Raw genomic sequence first — 24,581 nt, forward strand, 5'->3', positions numbered from 1 at the left:
CGCAGTTGATTTATATTATAATTAGGAATATATTAAGGCTGTTTCCCGAAAAAGCGAATATATTTGTAAAATCGAATAATTTAAAAAAGATAAACCCAATATGCGTTTCTTACTTATACTATTTTTATCTATTGCCTTTCAAACCATTAACTCTCAGAATCAATTTGTTCCTGTTGATGTCCCGTACAAAACGGCTTTAGAAAATGCTAAAAAAGAAGGAAAACCTGTTTTTGTCATGCTTTATGCAGATTGGTGTCCGCATTGCAATTTAATGAAAGCAGAAGTTTTGAGCGATCCAGCTGTTATTGATTTTTTAAATAAGAATTTTATCTGCACATATAAAAATATTGAAAAAGAAGAAGGAATCGCATTAAAGAACAAATACAACACTAAATCACTTCCCACTTTTTTATTTATTGACAGCAATGAAACATTGATTTATGCTTTAAAAGGAGAATGGAAAAAGGCTGAATTTCAAAATGAATTGCGTTATTCTTTAAATCCAAAAATGCAGTTGCCTTATTTAGAAAAGGAGTTTCTTGCAGATCCGAGCAATTCAGATAAATTTTTCACGTATTTAAATACTTTAAAAAAAGGAAAAGATAGAACTGAGTTATCAATCCCAACACATATTTATTTAAATACTCAATCGGATAAACAATTGATTAGCGAATTAAACTGGAGAGTTATCGCTAATGGTGTTACCGATATAAAATCTAAAGAATTTCAGTTTGTTTTGAATCATCAGAAGGAATTTGCTGCTGTTGCCTCTCAAAATCGTGTTGACCGCAAAATTGAAAGCATTGTAAACGAATTACTTCGTCCGCTTGTTGATAATTTAGACACTATAAATTATTACAAACAAAGAGAAGTTGCTAAATCTATAAGATTGCAAAAAACAGATTCTTTGGTTTTTAAATATGATTTGACATTAGCAGAAAGAACCGAGAAATGGAATTTTTATAAAAAAGTTACTCTTGAAGATACACAAAAATTGGTGTGGAACGATGCGAGTTTCTTGAAAGACATTGGAAATACGTACTACAAACATATTAAAGATGTCGAAAGTCTAAAAAAGGCTATCTCGTGGGTAGATCGATCATTAGAATTAAATGACACTTATGATGGTAATTTACTCGAGGCCAAGCTTTATAATAAAATAAAGAACAAGAAAAAAGCTTTAGAGTATGCTGCGAATGCCAAGGCCATCGCCAAGGAAATGGATTGGAATTCTAAAGAAGTAGACACTCTTTTAGCTGAACTGAATACCAAATAAACTACAATAAATTACCAATGAGTATTATTTTAAGACCTGCAACAACAAACGATTTGCAAAAAATTCTGGAGATTGTAAATCATTCTATTTTACATACCACTGCTAATTACAGTTATGAAATTCAAACTTTAGAAGTTCAGACCAAATGGTTTGAAGATAAAAAAGCCAAAAATCTTCCTGTAATTGTAGCCGATTTAGATGGCGACGTGGTTGGTTTTGGAAGCTACGGGCAATTTAGAGAAAAAATAGGCTATCAATATACGGTAGAACATTCGGTTTATGTAGTGGATAATATCATCGGAAAAGGAATTGGTTCTAAACTTTTGACAGAATTAATTCGTTTAGCAAAAGAACAAGGCTACCATGTAATGATTGGCGCGATTGATGCCGATAATGCGGGAAGCATTGCTTTTCATGAAAAATTCGGATTTGTGGCTACGGGAACAATCCGTGAAGTAGGCTATAAATTTGACCATTGGCTAGATTTGGTTTTCATGCAGCTAATTTTGGCTTAAGTTTAAAACTTAACCGCAATCCCGATAGCTATCGGGAGCTAAGAATTACGCAAAGTTCGCAATGATTACTAAAAAAACTCTGTCCCTTTGTTTCTTTGTAACTTTGGAGCTAAAAAAAGCTCAAATTTTGAATATTCAAAATTTGAGCTTTTTTTAATGTTTTAACTTTTAATCCAACTGATAACTTCTGGATCTGTTGGTAACGTTTTTGGTTTAATAACTTTTACCAGTTCTCCTTTTTCATTAATTAGGTATTTTTGAAAATTCCATTCTACTTCAGAATCTTGCAAACCATTTCTTGACTTTTCAGTTAAAAATTTGTAGACCTCGCACATATCGTTTCCTTTTACAGAAACTTTACTCATCATTGGAAAAGAAACACCGTAATTCTGTTGACAGAATGTTTCGATTTCTTTATTTGTCCCAGGTTCCTGAGACGCGAAATTATTTGCAGGAAAACCAACAATTACAAAACCTTTATCTTTATATTCTTTGTAAATCGCTTCTAAATCTTTGTATTGAGGTGTTAAACCACATTTTGAAGCTGTGTTTACAATCATGACTTTTTTGCCTTTTAAAGAGGCAAAGTCAAAAGTGTCTCCTGATAAATCTTCTACTTTAAATTGATAAATTGTTTCTTTTGCCATGGCTTTATCTTTTTTAGATAATTTGGTTGTACTGGTTTGAGCATTTGCTCCCGTCACTGACAAAAACGCTGCTCCAAATAGTATAAATAGTATTTTTTTCATTTGATAATTTTTTATAAAATTAGCTAAAATCCATTTTACAAAAACTATTTAAAGTCTTTAATTTTTGCCAATCAAAAGTTAAATAAAAAATGAAGCCTAACGTTAATCAGACGTTAGGCTTCCCCCCATACAAACAAATCAAACCATGAATTAATTATTATGCAATCTTTTATAAGTTATAGTTGATGACTCGGTTGTATCGAAAATTTCTTTACCCCCAATATGTCAAACGTTTTAAAAAAAATCTTTATTGGCTTGTATGATGTAAACTTAAATCCTAAAACTATCGCGAGACATATTAAAAAAATCTTCTTTTTGGAAGTCCGAGTGCATCAACTATTTAATATTTTTTTAATTATTACTTCTTACTTTTATAAAGCTTGCCGAAACATCTTTTATAAATTCTTTTTCACTAAAACTAATCAGTGTCAAAACTGTTGTTAATCCAACTATTAATATTTTGACTATTATTTTGCTATCCATCATGTCTTTAATGCTATATAACAACAGTTTTTTGGATTCTGAATTGACTTAATAAGATCATTCTGACCTTGTTAATAACATTTACGTAATTAGATTATTTTTGGTTTTAAAAAAAGTAAAAAAAAAAGCATTTTTTTTCTAAGCCCTTTATTTCCTTAGGTTTTCGGCTACTAAAAAAAATAAAAAAATGAGAAAAAAATAAATTAACTTTATGACAGGTTAGCACATAAAAATCTAACTTTTAATGTTTAAACTTAAAAATCCAAATCTATGAGTCAAGAAGAACTGTTAGTTTTAATTTACAAAAAGGACGAAAAAGCTTTTACACATTTGTATGATATGTATTCAAAAAGTTTGTTTTCTGTCATCCATGTTCTAATCAAAAATCGTGAAGAAGCAGAAGATGTGCTTCAGGATGTCTTTGTCAAAATCTGGAAAAACATTGATTCCTATAACGAAAGTAAAGGACGATTTTACACTTGGATTTTAAATATTGCGCGAAATACTTCGATCGATAAACTTCGTTCTAAAGACTACAACAACAGCCAAAAAAACCTTTCATCAGATAATTTCGTAAATCTTTTAGACGAGAGCAATAAATTGAGTCATAAACTAGATGCAATCGGAATTCAGGAGTTTGTAAAAAAACTGAAACCAAAATGTATCGAAATAATCAACTTATTATTCTTTAAAGGATACACCCAGCAAGAAGCTTCAGAAGAATTGGCAATGCCACTGGGAACTATAAAAACGCAAAATAGAAACTGTATTAAAGATTTACGCAATTATTTGAAAATATAATGGAAGCACAAGAATATATAGAATCAGGAATTCTAGAGCTATACGTTTATGGCTTATTAAGTGAAAAAGAAAATCTGGAAATAGCAGAACTGGCAAAAAAATCGCCAGAAGTAGATCAAGAGATCATTTCGATAGAAAAAGCAATAATTGCGCTTTCTTCAAGCTTCTCTCCTTTCCATTCTGTAGAAAATTTCGAAAAAATTAAAGCGCGTCTGGAACTTAAGCACGGAAAAGTAGTCGATATGAAACCTGCTTCAAACTGGTCGCAATATGTGGGTTGGGCAGCTGCTGTGCTTTTACTGCTAGGTTTAGGGTATCAAACTTTAGAGTTGACCAAAACCAAGGAAGCAATCTCTACTGTTGGAAATGAGAAAAACAAAATCGAAAGAGAATATGCTTATTTGGGAGAACAGAATAAAGAGATCCAAAAAAGCTTGAACATTGTAAGAGATGTCAAAAATACAGGGGTCACTCTTGGCGGTCAAGCTGTATCACCACAATCTTATGCAAAAGTATATTGGAACCAGCAGACTAAAACGACATATATCGATGCGGCTGGTTTGCCAAATCCTCCAAAAGGAATGGTTTATCAAGTTTGGTCTTTAAAATTAAGCCCTGTTCTTACTCCAACAAGTATTGGTTTATTGGATGACTTTGAAGGAAACTCTCAAAAAATATTTGCTGTAAGCCAGACCGATTCTGCGGAAGCATTCGGAATTACGTTGGAGCCAGCTGGCGGAAGCCCTACTCCAACTATGACACAGCTTTATACTTTAGGAAAAGTTTAAAATTACAACTTCACAACAAACAAAAGCGCATATTAGATTTAATATGCGTTTTTTATTACTTTTAATTTTACAAATCCCAAAAAAACAATCAGCAAACTAGAGAATTATATGGAGATAATGTGTAAAAACTGCCATCAGATCTTTAAGGGGCATTATTGCAACAACTGCGGACAACCTGCAGAAACACATAAAATTAATGCCCATTTTTTGTGGCATGATATTCAGCATGGTTTATTGCATTTTGACAAAGGAATTACCTATTCGATAAAACAGCTAATAACAAGGCCAGGAAATTCTGTTCGCGAGTTTATTGAAGGAAAAAGAGTCCGCCATTTTAAACCCTTGTCTTTGGTTGTCGTCTTAGCGGCGTTGTATGGCGTCTTATACCATTTTTTTCATATAAATATGTTTCCTGATTCAGAAAATGACACCATAAATTATACTGAGTTTAACGAATGGGTCGCAACACATTATTCTTGGGTTACTATTGCCACAATCCCGATATATACAATTGGAACGTATATAGTTTTTAGAAAACAAGGGTATAATTATTTTGAGTATTTTGTATTGAATACATTTAAGGCATCACAGCGTCTTTTTGTACAGATTCTAACGTTTCCAGCACTAATTTATTTAAATGGCACACCGCAAGTCCAAAAATTTTCATCAGCTGCATATATTATAGGACTTGTTTTAATTTTTTGGACTAACATTCAGTTTTTTAATAAAATATCCAAAACAAGAGCTTTCTTTTTAAGTATTTTAAGCCACATTATCTTTTTGATCTGTTTCTTTATAATTGCTACAATCATAATGGCTATTTTAGGAAAATTACCTGAATAGTATAAAATATAAGATAAAAAAAAGGCTCAATATAATATTGAGCCTTTCTGTTTGAATTAATAATTATCGTGAATTTATTATTTCTTTACTTTTTTAGTTTTATAGTATTTATGGTACTTTGGATAAGTGATTGCACCAATTATAGTAATTGTGATCAAGCAATAGTAAATCCAGCTTAATGAATGCGCTTCTCCGCTTGCATAAGAGTGTAAACCAACTAAGTGGAAATTTACTCCATAATAGGTAAACAAGATCGAAACAAAAGCATACATCGTCATTAAATTAAAGAACCATTTACCTCTTAAAGCTGGTACGAAACGAGCGTGAATAACAAACGCATAAACCATAATAGAGATTAAAGCCCAAGTTTCTTTTGGATCCCATCCCCAGTAACGTCCCCAACTTTCATTTGCCCATTGTCCACCAAGGAAGTTTCCAATAGTCAACATAATAAGACCAATTGTAACAGCCATTTCGTTGATGTAACTTACCTCTTTAATATGAAGATCCATCTTGGCTTTGTTTTTATCATTTGTAAAGAAAATCAATACTAAAGCAACAAAACCTAAGATCATTCCTAAAGCCGTTGGACCATAACTTGCTACAATTACGGCAACGTGAATCATTAACCAATAAGAATTCAGAACAGGCTGTAAGTTTGCAATTTCTGGATCAACCCAATTTAGGTTTGAAGCCATGAAAATCATAGAGGTAACAAAAGCCGCTGAAGCAACCGTTAATTTTGATTTTCTATGAAAAGCTAATCCAAAGAACATTGTCGACCAAGCTACATATACGATTGATTCGTATGCGTTACTCCAAGGTGCGTGACCAGAGATATACCAGCGTGCAATTAAGGCAATGGTATGCAATGCAAATATTATTCCTATTAATATGTGGAAAGCATTTACAGTTATGCGTAAGAACTTTTTATCAAAGAAAATACTAAATAATGTAAAAATCAGCATTAAAATCCCTGCCATTGAATACCAGTAAGTCATCTTTGGTAAAACATCATACGTATTGTAAGCAACTTCAAGATCTATTTTTCGTTCACTTGGACGTACTTTAGCTCCAAATTTCTTTTGGAATCCATTTATACTTTCTACTAATTGATCTGCTGTATCCCAATTTTTAGATATTGAACCGTTATTTAGTGCACTGAAATATAATGGAAGAATTTGTCCCACATAAGTAGAATCCATTCCTTTAAAACCAGCATTGTCTCGTTCTAGATAAGAAACCCATTTATTGTTTGAATCATTTGGAATCGGGAAAATTTTCAAAATCCTTCCGCTTAATGCAGATTCCATTATATTTACTTTTTTATCTGTCTCAATAAAGTCTTTCTCAAACTGATTTGGATTTGCCGCCTTGTAAGCCGCATCTAAATAAGGAGACAGTTTATAATTTCCTTGTTCGTCAAAGAATTTTACAAATGGAGCATATTTATCTTTTGGATCAATTCCGATAATTTTACGAATGCTGTCGTTTCCTGATTTTATATAAATTATTGGAACTTGAATCCAAACCTGCGCATATTGCGTCATAGATAAGAAAACCTGATCAGAATTCATTCCGTTATAATGATCATCGTGGCTTACTTTACGAAGCAATTCAGATGAAAACGTATTAATCGGTTTCATTCTTCCTCCAGCATCTTGAATGATCAAACGGCCAAATTTTGCCGCGTGTGATTCTGGCGCTTTATAAATATTCAATAAAGAATCTAATTGTTTCTTACTTGGCGGCGCCGTTACGTGATTGGCGTGATCATTTGGATCTGCACTATGATTGTGTTCGTGTTCATGAACATGTCCCGGAGTATGAACATGTGGCGCTTCTTGAGCAAATCCGTTTAAACCAATAAGTAAAACTAAAATGGTAATTAGCTTTTCTTTTTTCTTTTGAATGGCTTCTAATTTCTTTTTCAAATCGCCAAAACGAGAATGTTTCGTAAACATAATTGCCATTAAACCAATGTATAATAGAAAATAACCAAAGTATGTAATATTTGTTCCCCAGAAATCGTGGTTTACAGATAAAACTGTTCCTTTTTCGTCTGGATCAAATGAAGATTGGAAGAAACGGAATCCTTTATAATCTAAAACGTGATTCATAAAAATATCAGCATCAAAAGTTTCTGTAGAATCTTGCACCGTTACCTTACTTTTGTATGAAGAATAACTTTTCTCTGTACCAGGATATTTTTCTGCGATAAAATCGTTCAAACGAATTTTGAATGGTAAAATATAAGCTTTACTTCCAAAGAAAATAGAATATTCAATATTACCAATTTTTACAGTTTTAGCTTCTCCAACTTGGCCTTTGCTTCCAAAAACCATTACTTCTTTTTCTTGACCTTCAGCTTTCACCTTTACTACCAAAGCATCGGTATGTGATTTAGCTTTAAAATCGTTATTAGATTCATAATCTACTTTTCCTTTCAATGGCGGTTCTGGAAATACAATTCTAATATCTCCAATACTATATAAAGAACGCATCATTAAGGGCTGTACATTATCTTTTGTAACTTTTCCTTTAAACTGATCGGCCATTCGCATAAATTCACCTTCAAAAGGAGTTTGAATCGTATATTCTTTACCAGTTGTATTGATGTTGATTGCGCCGTCTGTCTGCTTATTTAAAGCAAATAAAACGTTGTGAATATTTTGAACTTCACCTTCTTTTAAGTAATGTTCTTCTCGTCCGCCAGCTCCAGCTTCAACTAATTTCAAGTATAAAGTTCCGTTTGGATCTGGTTTAACCACTTCTTTAGCTCCCAAAATGTAATTTGAATACGTCACCTCGAAAGGAGTTTCGTCAAATTTTCCTGAAATACTAAAATCGTTATTGGTAACTGGAGAAAGCAAAAGACTTTTTTCGAAAACTCTTCTTTTCATTTCACCTTTATATTCGCCATCAGCAAAAATAGTTAAGAAAGTTTTGTCTGAGTACACTTGGTTTTCTGCCGCTCCCTCACGAATTGGCATCATTCCTTCGTAACTGATATATCTTGTAATAAAAGCCCCTACGATGATAAAAACAAAAGCAAGGTGAAGTAAAAGCGTTGCCCATTTTTCTTTTTTAAGCAATTGGTATTTTTTGATATTTCCGAAGAAATTAATCATAAAGATGGCCATAATTGCTTCAAACCACCATGTATTGTAAATTAGTATTCTAGCCGTATCGGTATTGTATTTACTTTCGATAAAAGTTCCAACACCCATTGCGATTGCAAATGCTAAAAAAAGAACGGCCATTAAACGTGTAGAAAACAAAAAAGAGAATATTTTTTTATCCATTTCTTAGGGATTACATTGTATAAAAGTGCGACAAAAGTACTCAAAAATGTTGATTAGCAGGCTTCGGCTTTTGTTAATAAAAACCAAAAATAAAGACTATTTTTCAAACAAATTGATAATATAGAAAGTTTAAACTTACAAAACACACCCGTTATTTTTTAATCGTCATTTTTCTAAAAAATGTGTTAGAATTCTAACAAAAAAAGGTTAGGCAATAAAAACCTCAAAAAAGCATTATCAATATTCGATACACTCCTGCATTAAAAAAATAATACTAATTTTGCTTTCATGATTCAGATAACTATAATCGGTTCCGGCAACGTTGCGCAGCATTTGATTAAGGCTTTTTCTGCCAGCAAAATTGTTGAGATTAAACAGGTTTTTTCGCGTAAGAAAGAAGCCTTGCTTCATTTGATTGATTCTGAAAAAATTGTAACCAATTTGCAAGCTTTAGAACCTGCAGATTTACACATTATTTCAGTTTCAGACAATGCAATTACAGAAGTTTCAAATCAGCTTCCATTCAACAATCAATTGGTTGTTCATACTTCTGGAACTTCTTCGATAGAACTTTTAAATCCGAAAAATCGTCGCGGCGTTTTTTACCCGTTGCAGACGTTTTCTAAGAATAAAGCGTTAGACTATTCTGTTGTTCCTTTCTGTCTGGAAGCAGAAAATACAGCCGATTTCAAGCTTTTGGAAACTATTGCAAAAAGCGTTTCAACAGCGGTTTATTCTATAAGTTCCGAACAACGCAAAGCGCTTCATGTGGCAGCCGTTTTTGTTAGCAATTTTACAAATCATTTGTACCAAATGGGACACGAAATCTGTGAAAAAAATCAAGTTCCATTCGCTGTTTTAAAACCTTTAATTCAAGAAACAGCAGACAAAATCAATTCGCTTGATCCTATTGATGCGCAAACAGGCCCTGCGATACGCCACGATTCGAATACAACCGATGCGCACATGGCTTTTTTACAAGACGAAAACAAAAAAAATATCTATAAAATCCTAACACAATCTATACAGCATAATGGGAAAAAGTTATAAAGAAATAATGAATGACATCACAACGTTTGTTTTTGATGTAGACGGCGTACTTACAGACGGTTCTGTTTTTGTTACCAATGAAGGCGAAATGTTAAGAACAATGAATATACGTGATGGTTATGCAATTAAAGCGGCAATTGAAAGCGGCTATCATGTATGCATTATTTCTGGAGGAAGCAATGAAGGCGTTCGAATTCGTCTTAAAAATTTAGGAGTGAACGACATTCATTTAGGTACTTCTGACAAAGTAAAAACTTTTGCCACATACTGTGAAAACAATAACATTAAGCCTGAAAACGTATTGTATATGGGTGATGATATTCCTGATTTTCACGTAATGAAATTAGTTGGACTTCCTACTTGTCCGCAAGATGCGAGTCCAGAAATTAAAACGCTTTGCCGTTACATTTCGCACGTAAAAGGCGGTCGCGGTGCAGTAAGAGACGTGATCGAACAAGTAATGAAAGTGCAAGGGAAATGGATGGATTACTTTAACGGAAAACACGATTAATTAATTGTGAATTGTTAATTATAAATTGTTAACTGGAAAAAACTTAGCCCTTAGAATCTTAGCCACTCAGAACCTCAGAAAAAAAATGAAATTCCTAAAACTCATTCGTTATAAAAACCTCTTAATGCTTGCTTTTATGCAGCTGCTTTTTCGTTATGCCTTTTTAAAACAACAGAATGTTCCATTGGCATTAGCTGATTGGCAGTACGGATTGTTGGTTCTAAGCACTGTTTTACTAGCGGCCGCAGGTTATGTAATCAATAATATTTATGACGTTGGAACTGACAGCATCAACAAACCAAATGATGTTGTGGTTGGAAAAGGAATTACAGAGACTGCTGCGTACAATATATATATTGGTTTAAATATTTCTGGCGTTGCAATTGGTTTTATTCTTTCGAATATTATCATGAGACCGACATTTGCTTCGCTTTTTATTTTAATTGCTTCACTTTTATATTTCTACGCGACTAGCCTAAAACAAATCATGATTTTAGGCAATTTTGTTGTGGCATTGCTTTTAGCGGCAAGCGTATTAATAATTGGAGTTTTTGATCTTTTCCCCGCTACAACAGGCGAAAATCAAGCACAAATGGCAAGTCTTTTTTCGATTTTAACAGATTATGCTTTATTTGCTTTTATGATCAATTTTATTCGTGAAATTGTAAAAGACATTGAAGATGTAAATGGCGATTACAATATGGGAATGAATACTCTACCAGTTGCAATTGGAGTTAATAGAGCGGCTAAAATCGCTTTAGGTTTTGCTATAGTTGCATTTATTATGTGTGGACTTTATTGCAATACCTATTTCATGCAAAACAAACTGTATATAGCTGTATTTTACGCCTTTGCAACTGTTTTAGCTCCTTTACTTTATTTTATTGTCAAAATTTTTAGTGCAAAATCGCAAAAAGATTTTCATCATCTAAGCAACATCTTAAAACTTATTTTGTTCTTCGGAATTTTATCAATCTTGGTTATCGCCTTAAATATCAAATACAATGCTTAAAGAAAAACTAAAAAAGTATAAAATCATTCTGGCTTCAGGTTCGCCACGCAGACAGCAATTTTTTAAGGATTTAGATCTTGATTTTGAAATTCGTTTAAAAGATATTGAGGAAATTTATCCACCCGAATTAAAAGCAGTAGAAATTACCGATTATCTTGCCGAATTAAAAGCAAACGCTTTTGAAGGAGAATTGGCTGCAAATGAAATTTTGGTTACCAGTGATACCATTGTGTGGCATCAAAATAAAGCTTTAGGAAAACCAAAAAGTGCCGAAGAAGCTTTTGCCATGATCAAATCGATGTCTAATACAACGCATGATGTCATTACTTCGGTTTGTTTTAAAACGGCGCACTCCTCTACTCTTTTGCACGATATCACCAAAGTTACTTTCAATGATTTATCTGACGAAGCTATTTTATATTATATCGAAAACTATAAACCTTACGATAAAGCGGGTGCTTACGGCATTCAAGAATGGTTTGGTTTTATGGCAGTTGCAAAAGTAGAAGGCTCTTATACTAATGTTATGGGTCTTCCAACAGCCAAAGTTTATGAATTTTTAACTACATTAGTGTAAAAAAATTATTTATGTTTTCTTTTAAAGAGTATAGCCGCGAGATAATTGCCACAATAGTTCTTATTGGAGTTTTGATTGTATTGCGAATGGTAATCGCCAAATTAATAAGACGTTTTGCTTATACAAGCCAATTATTTGAACATCGGACCAATTTAGTTATCAAGTATATTAATATCCTGATGAACATTCTTGTTGTAACCAGTTTAATTGTAATTTGGGGAGTTCAAACAGAAGATATTTTCATCACGATTTCTTCTATTGCAACTGTAATTGGCGTTGCCATGTTTGCACAATGGTCTATTTTAAGCAATATTACTTCGGGAATGGTTTTGTTCTTTTCTTTTCCTTTTAGAATTGGAGATACTATTAAGATACACGACAAAGATTTCCCAATCGAAGCTGAAATCGAAGACATCAATACCTTTCATGTAAGTTTAAAAACAAAAGAAGGTGAGAAAATTGTTTTCCCGAACAATTTACTGCTTCAAAAAGGAATTTCGATTATTCCTGCAAAATATGAAGAACGTGAATTTTTTGATTAAAATGTAATGGGAATTTTATAACGGGCACGAGAAAAGCTGGAACGTAAAAAGACAAATAAAGCGTAATATTTGTTGTATAAATTCAGCTAAATAAAATAAAAATGACTCGGCCCATAACTTTACCTTTTTATGCAAAACTTTCCTTTATTCTTGTTACCTTAATTTGTTTTGCATTTATTTTTTGTCTCGGAAAAGATATTCTTACGCCTATTTTAATGGCCTTCTTATTTGCCGTTTTACTGCTTCCGATTTTTACTTTTTTAAATGCAAAGCTTAAATTTCCTAGACATCTTGCCGCCATAATTTGTCTTGCCATCTTTATATCAGTCATTGCTGCGATATTGTTTTTCATTTCTTATCAAGTCACCTATATGGCTAACGATTTTGATACAATAAAAAAAAACGCTAATTCTTTCATTCTGGAAATTCATAAATTTATACGAGAAAATTTTCAAGTAAGCATTGGCGAACAAAAAAAATATCTAGATTCAGTTACCAAAGACTCTGTTAAAACAGGTCAGGCAAAATTAGGTTCGTTTATCGTTTCTATTAGTGATGTTCTTTTGGACAGCACTATTATGATTGTGTACACCTTTTTGTTTTTAATTTACAAAGAGCATTTTAAATTGTTTTTTGCCAAATTAATTAAGCAAGAAAATCATGCTGTTTTACAAGATATTTTGTCTCAAATAAAAGTTTCGATCAACAATTATATCGTCAGTTTAATTATCGAAATGATCGTTGTTTCGGTCTTGACTAGCTTAGGTTTATGGATTATTGGAGTTAAATATTTTATTCTTCTTGGATTGATTACAGGAATTTTGAATCTAATTCCATATATCGGAATTTTTGTTGCTGGCATCATTACCGTTCTAGCATCACTAACAGGATCAGGCGAAATTTCAGTAATTGTCGGAATCCTTATTGTCAATATTATTGTTCAATTTATTGATAATAATCTGCTTGTTCCTTTAATCATTAACTCTAAAGTGGAAATAAATGCCTTTGTTTCTATCATGGGAATTATTGTTGGAGGTGCGGCCGCCGGAATTGCCGGAATGTTTTTAGCTATTCCGCTTTTAGCCATTTTAAAAATTATTTTTGATCGAATTGACTCACTTTCTGCTTGGGGATATTTAATGGGAAACCATGTACCGAGAAAATTTGTCTGGAGAAAAAGAAAAATCGCGGCAGAAAATTAAAAAAGCGTTATGCTAGCATAGCATCTTTTTATTCCTTATATTCATAAAACTTAAAAATTATTAGAAGAGAACTACCGAATGTCTTTACACAAAAAAATACTGTTTTTTATTTTGCTGTGCTTTTGTTTACAAAGCGGATATGCTCAGGTAGATCAAACAAAAAAAGAACCAAAAGCACAAAAAGACACGACGGAAATTTATACTAAAATTAGAAACTATTCTAAGAAAAATAAATTCACGCAAGCTGTGCATAAATTATTCTTTAGATCAAAAAAGCCAAAGAAAAAAGACGAATTGCTTGTTCCTATCGATTCTACCAACTACGAAGGGAAAATTATTCGAAAAATCAATATTATAACTCTAGATCCTTTTGGACATTCTGTTGCCGATACTACTCAAATGCCAAAAAATTGGGGAGAACGAATGGGGAATAGACTGCATTTAAAAACAAAAAAAATTGCAATTCATAATTTATTGCTTTTTAAGAAAAATACGCCTTACAACACGTATAAAGTTCTGGAAACAGAACGTTTAATTCGTGCACAGCGTTATGTAACTGCAGTTCGAATTTCCAATCAGAGCGTTGGACAAGCCTCAGATTCTGTAGATGTTACTATTCGTGTCTTAGATTCGTGGAGTACCATTCCGAGATTTTCTATTTCTAGCAACCAAATGTCGATTGGTTTTAAAGAAAAAGATTTTTTTGGAAGCGGACAGCAATTAGAATATCGTTTCACCAACCGTTTCGATGACGGTCGAAATGCAAATGAAGCAACTTATACCGTTCCGAACATTAAAAACACATATATAGGCACTGTTTTTCATTATAATATGGATTTGGACAACAACTATATTAAAAGTATAGATATTGAGCGAGACTTCTATTCACCGTTGACGAAATGGGCAGGCGGATTTTATATAGACGAAAGTTTTAGAAAAGATACCTTGCAAGCACCAGATTCTACATTTGCCTATCAGCCTAAAAAGTATACCTCTCAAGATATGTGGGCTGGACATGCTTTTAAAATGTATGAAGATCAGCATAAAGCCATCACAAATCTAATTACTACCGTTCGCTTTCTGAATGTTAATTATAGCGAATCGCCCTCAGAAATTTATGATCCTAATCATTTTTATTCGTCTGAAAAACTAATTCTTAGCGGAATTGGATTGAATACTCGAAAATTTATAAAAGACAGCTATATTTTTAGAAACGGACAGACGGAAGACGTTCCTATAGGGCGGATTTATGGCGTAACATTTGGCTATCAATACAAAAACACTTTTTGGCGACCTTATGCAGGTGCTCAATTTTCTTTTGGAAATTATTACCGCTTAGGTTTTCTGAGTATGAATTTTGAAGCCGGTACTTTCTTTCATCAATCCAAAACGTATCAAACCTCATTTTTATTTGAATCTAATTACTTTACAAAATTATTCAGTGTAGGAAGTTGGAAGATCCGACAATTCGTAAATCCGAAAGTTATAATTGGAATAAATCACGATGATATTATAGGAGATCAATTAAACATTAATAATGATAATGGAATTCCAGGATTCAACAGCTATCTATACGGAACAAGCAAAGCCGTTTTATCATTGCAAACGCAAACCTATTCTCCGCACGCGTTGCTAGGATTTCGTTTAAATCCATTTTTCAATTATTCTATCGCTGTTTTAGGAAGTCCAGAAATTGCTATGACCAAAAATAAACCTTATTCTAAACTAACTATTGGTCTTTTAGTAAGCAATGACTATTTGGTTTTCAGTTCATTTCAACTTTCGCTTTCTTACTATCCAAGTATTCCGCAACAAGGAGATAATGTTTTCAAAACAAATACTTTTGAAACTACCGATTACGGACTTCAAAGTTTTGAACTTGCAAAGCCAAGAGTTGTCAATTACAAATAATTTTTTTCTTTTTTTTGAAAATTTTAATTCGGCACAAAACACCTTAAAATCAATAAATTAAATATTATTAGCGATTCACCTACTCGTTGAAATGCATTTTTATCCGTTAAAATACACTCGTTTTTATTTTTTGGCACAGTATATGAATATCCCTATTCAAGATTAACATTATTAAATTCAATAAAGATGAAAACGATAAAATTAGCAATCGCCGGATTATTTCTAATGGTTGCAAACGCCACACAAGCCCAAGTATCGATAAACGTAAATATTGGAAATCCGCCAGCTTGGGGACCAGTAGGATACACTGAAATGCAATATTACTACCTTCCAGATATTGAAGCTTATTACGATGTTCGTGCTGCTCAATTTATCTATTTTGGAGGAGGAAGATGGGTAAGAACAACGTACTTGCCAAGACAATATAGAAACTATGATTTGTATGGAGGTTACAAAGTAGTCTTGACAGATTATCATGGTAGAACACCTTATACTTATTTTGACCGTCATAGAGTAAAATACTATAAAGGATACCACGGAGCGCCACAAAGACCATACAAACCAAGACCGGTATATGGTTACAATGACCGTCGTTATGATCGTAAAGACTACAAACATTATGACAAACACGATAAACACCGCGATGACCACCACCACGATCATGATGATCATGGAAGAGGCCACGGAAGAAGATAATGCTAAATCATTAGCAATCAGCATAAGAGAGTATCATTTATTTGGTACTCTCTTTTTTTTATGAATTGTTTAATTGCATCTTTTGTTAAAATGTTGTAAATTCAATATAAATAACTGTATAGCAATAAGTTTCGTCAAAAAAACCACTTGCTTATACATTAATGATATATATTTGCGCCGAATTTTAAAATCCAAAAAAGAAATTTATGAAAAAGAATGTTTATTTGCTTTCATTTTTAGCAATGTCACTGTTAATAGGTTGTGACGATAACAATGACAACAAAAACGATGGACAATCGTCAAATAACATTACCATTACCTCAGATCAATCTACGCTTAACCAAAGACTTGACCTAACTAATTCTGGGGTAATTTCGATCGAGAATGGATCTCTAACAGGTAAAGCTGCAGAGACTGCCAGCACTACATTTCCTCTTGTTCAAATTGCGGAGGTAAAACCGCCTGTTGATGCAAACGGAAGAACTTTACAAGCTAGTCACGTTACCGTAAACGGAAATTACGCGTATGTTTCTTACATTATGAGAGGCGATGCTTATTCTGGAGCTATTGACGTGATTGATGTATCAGATCCGTACAAGCCAAAATTGGTTACTTCTGCCCTGATTCCAAATACGGATATTACTTCCCTAACTTTCTCAGGATCAAATTTAATTATCGGAGCTGCAAAAGATGTCGATAAAGACACTCAGCTTGCGGGAAATCCGGCAATTGTGTTTAACATGGAGCTAAGTTCAGGATTATTAACAGATAAATTAAAAACAAATTATTTAGAAAGTAGAGTTACGACAGACGTTGCTGCAAATGCTTCAAACTATTTTGCCGTAACGGGAGACAATGGAAGTCTATTCAAAATAAGCAGTTCTACAAAAGTAATTGCAGGAAAAGCTGCTGTAGCCGATTTGCGTTCTATTGCTTTAACCAGCGATAAAGTAGTAACTCTTAGCGGAACTAAAGGAGTTAATGTTTACAACCAATCAACTCTTGCCTTGCAAAAGAGCTTTACCACTTCGTCAGACGTTAGTGGAGCAAAAAGAACAATGGATATTGACGGAACAAAACTTTTTGTTTCTGAAGGTCCAAACGGTCTTGGCGTATACGACATCAACAGTGGTTCTAAATTGCAAACTGTTGCAATTACAGCTGCGGCCGAAGACAATGTAACAAACGCGGTTTCTTTTAATGACGGTTATGCCTTTGTTGCAAACGGAGCATTAGGTCTTAATGTGTACCAATCTGCAACACAGCTTAATTTATTAGGTTCTGTCGGAATTGCAGGTTCTTCAAACTATGTAAAATCTAGTGGAAATTATATCTATGTAGCAAGTGGAACAGGCGGTTTGAAAATCATTAAAATGGAAAAACCAAATACTACATTTGCGAGCTGTTTGACTTACGGCTTGTATAATCAAGGTAGAGATCTGATTTTAAATTCTAATGAAATTAAATCGTACCAAGGAGCAACAGCTATTAATTCGGCAATGATTAACTCTGGTGCAGTTTTAACGCATTGCGGTTCGATTACTGTACTTAGTAATCTGACTTTAAACAGTGGAGGTACTTTTAATATGAGAGGAAGTTTATCTCAAGGAAAATACCAGCAATCTTCTCCGACAGAGTTGATCATCAACAATAATGCAGTTTTACAAGTTGAAGGATCTGTCGTAATTTGGGGGGATTTGAGATTGAACAGTGGCGCTAAAATCAATTTCATTGGTAACACTTCTTCTATCACGATCTATGGTAAAGTTACTAAAGGAAGTGGTGTAACTATTACTGGAAATTATATTGATACCGAAAACAAATTGAAATAAGCAGTAAAAGGCCGTAAATATATAGTATCAGAAAAGCTGTCAGAAATAATCTGGCAGCTTTTTTTATTTATTTCTTAAAATATCAATCAAATAATCAATCATTAACATTTCGTTTAAATACTCTTCCATAAAATAATTAGTATTTTTGAGGCACTTTCAAAAAAACAATTAACCAGAATATGCGAAAAATACAGATTCAAATCATTCTTCTATTTTTTATAGGTTTTCAAATTTCATTTGCACAACAGCCACAAAAACCAAATTCCGTTGAAATTTTCAATCAAATCAAAAAACTAAACTTTTTAGGTTCTGTTTTGTATGTTGCGGCACATCCCGATGACGAAAATACTAGAATGATTTCGTATTTAGCTAATGACGTGAATGCCCGAACAGGTTATTTATCCCTTACCCGTGGCGATGGCGGACAAAACTTAATTGGTCCTCAATTGCGCGAATTGCTTGGCGTTATTAGAACGCAAGAATTAATTGAAGCTCGAAAAATTGATGGAGGCGAACAATTCTTTTCACGAGCAAATGATTTTGGTTTTTCTAAGAATCCATCTGAAACTTTAGATATTTGGGACAAAGATAAGGTGCTTGCTGATGTGGTTTGGACCATTAGAAAATTCCAACCAGATATTATTATCAATAGATTTGATCATCGTTCGCCAGGAACAACACATGGACATCACACTTCTTCTGCAATGTTGAGCGTTGAAAGTTTTAAATTAACAAATGACCCTAAAGTTTATCCTGAACAATTAAAATATGTTGCGCCATGGCAGGTAAAACGTCAATTTTTCAATCCATCTTGGTGGTTTTATGGAAGCCAAGAAAAATTTGACGCTGCGAATAAATCTAAATTTACAAGGCTTGAAACTGGCGTTTACTACACTGGAATCGGGAAATCTAATCAAGAAATTGCTGCTTTAAGTCGAAGCCGTCATCAATCGCAAGGTTTTGGCAGCACAGGAGTTCGTGGCGAAGAAACCGAATATTTGGAACTGATTAACGGTGAAAATCCAAAAGAGCGCGACAATTTATTTGACGGTATCGATACCAGCTGGAACCGAGTTAAAAACGGTAAGCCAATTGGAGATTTAATTGCTACAATTATTTCAAAATACGATTTCAGCAATCCATCTGCAAGTATTCCGGATTTAGTTAAAGCATATTCTATGATTCAAGCTTTAGATGATGTACACTGGAAAACGATTAAACTAGCAGCGGTAAAAAACATTATCGCCTCTTGTTCTGGCTTATATCTTGAAGCTGTTGCCAACGAACAAGAAGCAACGCCAGGAAGCATTATTAAATTAAGCCTTGAAGCTATTAACAGATGCGCTATCGGAATGCAATTAATTAGTGTAACAACACTTCCTGACAATCAAACTTCAGTTCAAAACGTTATTTTAAAAAATAATAATGATCAGAAAATCAATCTGCAAGTGCAACTTCCAAACGATATCGAATATACACAGCCTTACTGGTTAAAAGAAAAAGCAACGGTTGGAATGTACACGGTTTCTAATCAAGAAATTATTGGTATTCCAGATATTATAAGAGACACAAAAGTTATTTTTAATGTAAAAATCAATGATGTTGAAATTCCGTTTGAGCGCACTGTTGTTTACAAATATAATGATGGCGTAAAAGGCGAAATGTATAATTTTCTAGACATTGTTCCAGAAGTTACAACTTCAATTTTAGAGAGAGTTTTACTTTTTACTAATACGAAAAGTAAAATGATTCCAGTAAAAGTTCGCGCTGGGAAAGACGATGTAAAAGGAAATCTGCAATTAGAATTGCCAAAAAGCTGGTCTGTTTCTCCTAAAGAAATTTCGTTTGCTTTAGACAAAAAAGGAACCGAACAAGTATTTTATTTTGAAGTAACACCTCCAGTTAATCCAGAAGAAGTTGTTGCAAAAAGTGTTGCTATTGTTGACAATAAACGTTTTGACAAAGACCAAACCATTATAGATTTCAGCCATATTACCAAACAAATGGTTTTAAAGCCGGCAGAATCAAAATGCATTCGAATTGATTTGAAAATTTCTGGCGATGCAATTGCCTATATTATGGGAGCTGGAGATGAAGTTCCAGAGAGTTTGATGCAAATGGGATATAAAGTTTCTATTTTAAAGCCAGAAGAAATTACGCCTGAAAAATTAGATTCTTTTAGTACTGTCATTACTGGGATTCGTGCTTACAATACCGTAAATGCTTTGGCTAACAAACAGAACATTCTTTTTAATTTTGTAAAAGGCGGTAAAAACATGATTGTACAATACAATACGAATGGAAAATTAGTAACCGATAAAATTGCTCCATATCCATTGAAATTGTCAAACGATCGCGTAACAGAAGAAAATGCTAAAATCACTTTCTTAGCACCAAATCATCCTGTTTTGAATACACCAAATAAAATCTCTGAAAAAGATTTTCAAGGATGGACACAAGAACAAGGGCTGTATTATCCAAACGAATATGATCCTGCCTTCACTCCTATTATTTCGTCACATGACAAAGGAGAATCTGCTAAAGACGGAGCTCTACTTGTCGCACCATATGGAAAAGGATATTATATTTACACTGGTTTGAGTTTCTTTAGAGAACTACCAGAAGGCGTCTCTGGAGCATACCGATTATTATCGAATATTATTTCTCTAAAACAACCTATTGAAGCTCCAAAACAAGATTTAAAGCAATAAAATATGGAAGCTAAAAAAACAAAAAAATGGAAAAAAAGCTACACTTATGTTCTTGTAGCCAACGCAATTTATATTGCTATTTTTTTCTTAATCATGCAATTATACTCGTAACTTATGCAGCTATTTGACTGGATCGTACTTATTGTAACACTTTTATTTATTGTTGGATACGGCTCTTGGAAAACCCGAGGAAGTAAAAACGTAGAGGATTTCATTTTAGGAAATAATGAAACTCCTTGGTATACTGTCGGACTTTCTGTAATGGCGACACAAGCCAGCGCCATTACGTTTTTATCTACACCAGGACAAGCGTATCATGACGGAATGGGTTTTGTGCAATTTTATTTTGGTCTTCCAATTGCTATGATTGTCATTTGTTTGACTTTTATTCCATTATACCATAAAAGCAAAGTTTTTACCGCTTACGAGTTTTTAGAAAGAAGATTTGACGTAAAAACACGTTCGCTTGCCGCTATTTTATTTCTTGTTCAAAGAGGTCTGGGAACTGGTTTAACTATTTATGCGCCAGCCATTATTTTATCTGCACTTCTAGGTTGGAATTTAACTGTAATGAACATCATAATTGGTGTTATGGTAATTATTTATACATTTTCTGGTGGTACAAAAGCAGTAAACGTAACGCAAAAACAGCAGATGTTTGTCATCATGTCTGGAATGTTTATTACATTTTTCTTGATTTTGCATTATCTGCCAAATGATATGACTTTCAATAGCGCACTTCATATTGCTGGCGCAAACGATAAAATGAATATCGTTGATTTTTCTTTTGATCCTGAAGAAAAATACACATTCTGGAGCGGTATAACTGGAGGTTTCTTTTTGGCACTTGCTTATTTTGGTACAGATCAATCTCAGGTTGGACGTTATTTATCTGGAAAATCAGTTCGTGAAAGTCAGATGGGATTAATCATGAACGGGCTTCTGAAAGTTCCAATGCAGTTCTTTATTCTTTTGACAGGAGTTATGGTATTTGTCTTTTTTCAATTCAATCCAGTTCCTTTAAATTTTAATCCGAATAATAAAATTGCGATTGAGAAGTCGGCTTACAAGCAAGAATATCATGTTTTAGAAGAAAAGCTGGTTAAACTTTCAGAAGATAAAAAAGTGATCAATTTATTGTATATTGACCAGCTGAATCAAGATTATGACAATCCGATTTTACGAAAAGAATTGGTTGCCTTGTCTAATAAAGAAAAAGATCTTCGCGATAAAGCAAAAGAAATCATTTCGAGAGCCGATAGCAATTCGGAAACAAATGATAAAGATTATGTCTTTTTCCATTTTATCCTCCATTATTTGCCAAAAGGTTTAATCGGATTGTTATTGGCCGTTATTCTTTCAGCAGCCATGTCTTCTACTGCTTCTGGATTAACTGCTTTGGCTTCTACAACAGCAATTGACATTTACAAACGAAATCAGAAAGAAGAAAAATCAGAAAAACATTATTTGCATGTCACAAAGTTTTTTACACTTTTTTGGGGAGTTGTAGCAATCCTTTTTGCTTGTGTTGGAACTTTATTCGAAAATTTAATTCAGCTTGTAAATATTATTGGTTCGATCTTTTACGGAACTGTTTTAGGAATCTTCCTTGTTGGTTTTTATACGAAAAGAGTTCAAGCAAAACCAATGTTTATTAGTGCAATTATAAGTCAGCTTACCATTTTTGTAATTTACTATTTCATGATTTACAGACAGGAAAAACTAGGTTATTTATGGCTGAATTTTATTGGAGCGATTCTAACGATTGTATTGGCAGTTGTATTACAGTTTTTATTTTTCAGAGGAAAATCAGATGATAATGAATTGATTTTGGAATAAACTTTTACAGATTCTATACTTATGACAAAAGAAGAATTTTTATTTCATTTAGATGGAGCAAGCATAATAGCATTAAAATTTGCTGAAAGATATGTAAAAGACAAACTGGTTACCGATTTTAAATACAATGTAATTCTTAGCGCAACTACAGATGATCCACGTTTAACACAATTTGATCTATATCCAGAAGATCAAGGGATAATAAAACTAAATTTGATTAATACAGAAGTTGTTGATTTATTATATCGTAAAAATAAAGTTCCTGTGTGGATCGATATAAGTGTATTAAAATCAAGTAAAACAAATACAACTTTCAATCTTCTTTGCGCTGGAAGATATAGCGACAACAAAGAGGAATATTATTATAGAAAAAACGGTTCTGGTCCTTTCGGAATAAAAGGACCAAAATTTCCTCTTGATTACGTTGAAGGAGAAAATTTCAGATTACACAAGACTTTTTTGTTTTCAATGAAAGACTTTTTTGCTTTCATCATTAAATTTATAAAATAGAAAACAACTTCTTTCAAACCAAATTCTCCTTTTTTGTAAGTAAAAAATATTATTTTAGTAAGTTGTAAACTGAGCACTAACTAATTTAAAATTGGAGAAATTAAATGAAAATTTCGGGCGATATTGAAAAGTTACTTCCATTAGGCTATGTATTTCTTATTATAATGGGAATACTTAAAGACAGTATTTACTATTATCAATTAGGAATAAATATCTTGAAATTCTCTACAATTACAGATATTTTAATGAGTCCCATTACGTATTTGACTTCAAATCCGATAGTTTTGTTTGCAGTAATTTCATTATTCATCAGCCATTATTATCTTCCAAAATTTCTTTTAAAGAACAATCAAAAGCCGTATGTACAAAAAATGTTTGAATTAAAATCTGTCGAAGGATTTTCTTCAGAAGAAAAAACAAGTTATTATAATAGTATTGCTTTACGAACATTGGCAGTTGTGCTTTTGTCTTTCTTTTTAGGAACTGGCATAGCCGACGGTTATTATACTTCAGATCGTATTGAGAAACAATCTTTAGATTATAATTATAAAATTAATTTTAATGATGAAGAGCAGCAAGAAGTTAGCCTAATTGGTACAAATAGCTTGTATTACTTTTATGTTTCAATAGGGCAAAAACACATAAAAATTGCTCCAATAAGCTCGGTTAAAAGTGTAGAGCTGATGTATAAAACAGCAAATCGATAAGTTAGTTACTCTTAAAAAATAAGCTTTATGAAAGATCAAAAAAAATACAGCAATAAAACAAAGGCTGCTTTTATTCTGCTGATAGTAATGCTTATAATTCTGCTTGGAAATTTTAATACACTCAGAAATTCTAAAAATGTAAACGATAATATCAATGCGATTTACAAAGATCGATTGGTAGTCGCTCATTATATTTTTCAATATTCTAAAGAACTCCATTTTATAAAAGCAGAAGCTGAAAAACTAAATCTAAGCGACAATATTAAAAAAGATGAAATCATTCATACGCTAGATATTATTCACAATATTGACGATTTGTACACTAAAACGGTTTTAACAAATAAAGAAAAACAATATTTTGATGTTTTTTTAAGTTCGTGCAAGGAAATCAACAAACAGGTTGAAAGCAAAGATTGGGATAAAATCGCTAACTCGAGTGCCACAGCTTTAAAAACATTAGAAGCACTTTCTCAAATTCAGATTGAGGAAGGAAAAGCAAAACTTGCAGCCGCAAATGCAATGTATAATAGAAACAATGTACTTGGCCAGCTTCAAATTGCTTTACTAATTATTTTAGGCGGAATTACTTTTTATCTTCTAATAAAGAAAATCAAGAAAACGGTAAAGATTCCTGAACCACCAAGTTTGAATTAACGCTTAGATTTGTTCCACGTTTCGAAGTTTCATGTTTCAAGTTTACTTCGTCTTTTTTGTCATTCCG

General features: G+C 32.8%; 21 protein-coding genes. 19 read left to right on the forward strand and 2 right to left on the reverse strand.

All coding sequences use genetic code 11. From position 1 onward, the window contains the following. Positions 1-100: 100 nt before the first annotated feature. Both ABTV69_RS16900 and ABTV69_RS16905 read left to right on the forward strand, forming a co-directional pair. The gene (locus ABTV69_RS16900; protein WP_433830818.1) at positions 101-1,276 is read left to right on the forward strand and encodes a thioredoxin family protein; all 1,176 of its coding nucleotides are present in this window, start codon (positions 101-103) and stop codon (positions 1,274-1,276) included. Positions 1,277-1,293: 17 nt separating this feature from the next. Further along, positions 1,294-1,791 carry an N-acetyltransferase family protein gene (locus ABTV69_RS16905; RefSeq protein ID WP_433830820.1) on the forward strand — a complete coding sequence of 166 codons (498 nt, stop codon included), beginning with the start codon at positions 1,294-1,296 and terminating at the stop codon, positions 1,789-1,791. Positions 1,792-1,952: 161 nt separating this feature from the next. Here ABTV69_RS16905 and ABTV69_RS16910 read toward each other — a convergent pair whose 3' ends face one another. Beyond that, complete coding sequence (locus ABTV69_RS16910) at positions 1,953-2,540, reverse strand: glutathione peroxidase (protein ID WP_433830822.1); 588 nt, start codon at positions 2,538-2,540, stop codon at positions 1,953-1,955. A gap of 753 nt (positions 2,541-3,293) precedes the next feature. Between ABTV69_RS16910 and ABTV69_RS16915 the strand changes: the two genes are divergently transcribed. From ABTV69_RS16915 to ABTV69_RS16925, 3 genes are all read left to right on the forward strand, one after another. Next, positions 3,294-3,824 (forward strand): RNA polymerase sigma factor, encoded by a 531-nt coding sequence (locus ABTV69_RS16915; protein ID WP_433830824.1) that lies wholly within the window; start codon positions 3,294-3,296, stop codon positions 3,822-3,824. Then, positions 3,824-4,612 carry an anti-sigma factor gene (locus ABTV69_RS16920; protein ID WP_433830826.1) on the forward strand — a complete coding sequence of 263 codons (789 nt, stop codon included), beginning with the start codon at positions 3,824-3,826 and terminating at the stop codon, positions 4,610-4,612. The genes ABTV69_RS16915 and ABTV69_RS16920 overlap by 1 nt, the downstream gene beginning before the upstream one ends. Positions 4,613-4,720: 108 nt before the next feature. Next, positions 4,721-5,455, forward strand: a complete 735-nt coding sequence (locus tag ABTV69_RS16925) for a DUF3667 domain-containing protein (protein WP_433830828.1) — start codon at positions 4,721-4,723, stop codon at positions 5,453-5,455. Between the two features lie 77 nt (positions 5,456-5,532). Here the strand turns inward: ABTV69_RS16925 and ccsA are convergent, their stop codons facing one another. Beyond that, positions 5,533-8,760: a cytochrome c biogenesis protein CcsA gene (gene ccsA, locus ABTV69_RS16930; protein WP_433830830.1), complete on the reverse strand. Its 3,228-nt coding sequence runs from the start codon at positions 8,758-8,760 to the stop codon at positions 5,533-5,535. 288 nt (positions 8,761-9,048) lie between these two features. On the opposite strand from ccsA, the gene ABTV69_RS16935 reads away from it, so the two are divergent. From ABTV69_RS16935 to ABTV69_RS17000, 14 genes are all read left to right on the forward strand, one after another. Next, entirely contained in the window at positions 9,049-9,810 is a 762-nt protein-coding gene (locus tag ABTV69_RS16935; protein WP_433830832.1) for a Rossmann-like and DUF2520 domain-containing protein, read from the forward strand. Next, positions 9,794-10,321, forward strand: a complete 528-nt coding sequence (locus ABTV69_RS16940) for a KdsC family phosphatase (protein ID WP_433830834.1) — start codon at positions 9,794-9,796, stop codon at positions 10,319-10,321. The genes ABTV69_RS16935 and ABTV69_RS16940 overlap by 17 nt, the downstream gene beginning before the upstream one ends. Positions 10,322-10,406: 85 nt before the next feature. Then, positions 10,407-11,333, forward strand: a complete 927-nt coding sequence (locus tag ABTV69_RS16945; RefSeq protein WP_433830836.1) for a geranylgeranylglycerol-phosphate geranylgeranyltransferase — start codon at positions 10,407-10,409, stop codon at positions 11,331-11,333. Then, positions 11,326-11,910 carry a Maf-like protein gene (locus ABTV69_RS16950; protein ID WP_433830838.1) on the forward strand — a complete coding sequence of 195 codons (585 nt, stop codon included), beginning with the start codon at positions 11,326-11,328 and terminating at the stop codon, positions 11,908-11,910. The genes ABTV69_RS16945 and ABTV69_RS16950 overlap by 8 nt, the downstream gene beginning before the upstream one ends. Positions 11,911-11,921: 11 nt before the next feature. Further along, entirely contained in the window at positions 11,922-12,452 is a 531-nt protein-coding gene (locus ABTV69_RS16955) for a mechanosensitive ion channel domain-containing protein (RefSeq protein WP_433830840.1), read from the forward strand. Positions 12,453-12,553: 101 nt separating this feature from the next. Next, positions 12,554-13,654, forward strand: coding sequence for an AI-2E family transporter (locus ABTV69_RS16960; RefSeq protein ID WP_433830842.1), 1,101 nt, complete (start codon positions 12,554-12,556; stop codon positions 13,652-13,654). Positions 13,655-13,732: 78 nt separating this feature from the next. Next, complete coding sequence (locus ABTV69_RS16965; RefSeq protein WP_433830844.1) at positions 13,733-15,565, forward strand: hypothetical protein; 1,833 nt, start codon at positions 13,733-13,735, stop codon at positions 15,563-15,565. Positions 15,566-15,751: 186 nt separating this feature from the next. Further along, entirely contained in the window at positions 15,752-16,261 is a 510-nt protein-coding gene (locus ABTV69_RS16970) for a hypothetical protein (protein WP_433830846.1), read from the forward strand. A gap of 206 nt (positions 16,262-16,467) precedes the next feature. Then, a complete protein-coding gene (locus ABTV69_RS16975; RefSeq protein ID WP_433830848.1) occupies positions 16,468-18,093 on the forward strand; it encodes a hypothetical protein in 1,626 nt (541 codons plus the stop codon). Between the two features lie 179 nt (positions 18,094-18,272). Then, a complete protein-coding gene (locus ABTV69_RS16980; protein ID WP_433830850.1) occupies positions 18,273-20,804 on the forward strand; it encodes a PIG-L family deacetylase in 2,532 nt (843 codons plus the stop codon). A gap of 114 nt (positions 20,805-20,918) precedes the next feature. Further along, positions 20,919-22,643, forward strand: a complete 1,725-nt coding sequence (locus ABTV69_RS16985) for a sodium:solute symporter (protein WP_433830852.1) — start codon at positions 20,919-20,921, stop codon at positions 22,641-22,643. Between the two features lie 21 nt (positions 22,644-22,664). Continuing rightward, a complete protein-coding gene (locus tag ABTV69_RS16990; protein ID WP_433830854.1) occupies positions 22,665-23,153 on the forward strand; it encodes a hypothetical protein in 489 nt (162 codons plus the stop codon). A 104-nt stretch (positions 23,154-23,257) separates the two neighbouring features. Then, positions 23,258-23,860 carry a hypothetical protein gene (locus ABTV69_RS16995; protein WP_433830856.1) on the forward strand — a complete coding sequence of 201 codons (603 nt, stop codon included), beginning with the start codon at positions 23,258-23,260 and terminating at the stop codon, positions 23,858-23,860. Positions 23,861-23,887: 27 nt separating this feature from the next. After that, positions 23,888-24,514 (forward strand): MCP four helix bundle domain-containing protein, encoded by a 627-nt coding sequence (locus tag ABTV69_RS17000; protein WP_433830858.1) that lies wholly within the window; start codon positions 23,888-23,890, stop codon positions 24,512-24,514. Positions 24,515-24,581 lie beyond the last annotated feature (67 nt).

The sequence above is a fragment of the Flavobacterium anhuiense genome (assembly GCF_050990855.1).
Taxonomy (GTDB): domain Bacteria; phylum Bacteroidota; class Bacteroidia; order Flavobacteriales; family Flavobacteriaceae; genus Flavobacterium; species Flavobacterium anhuiense_C.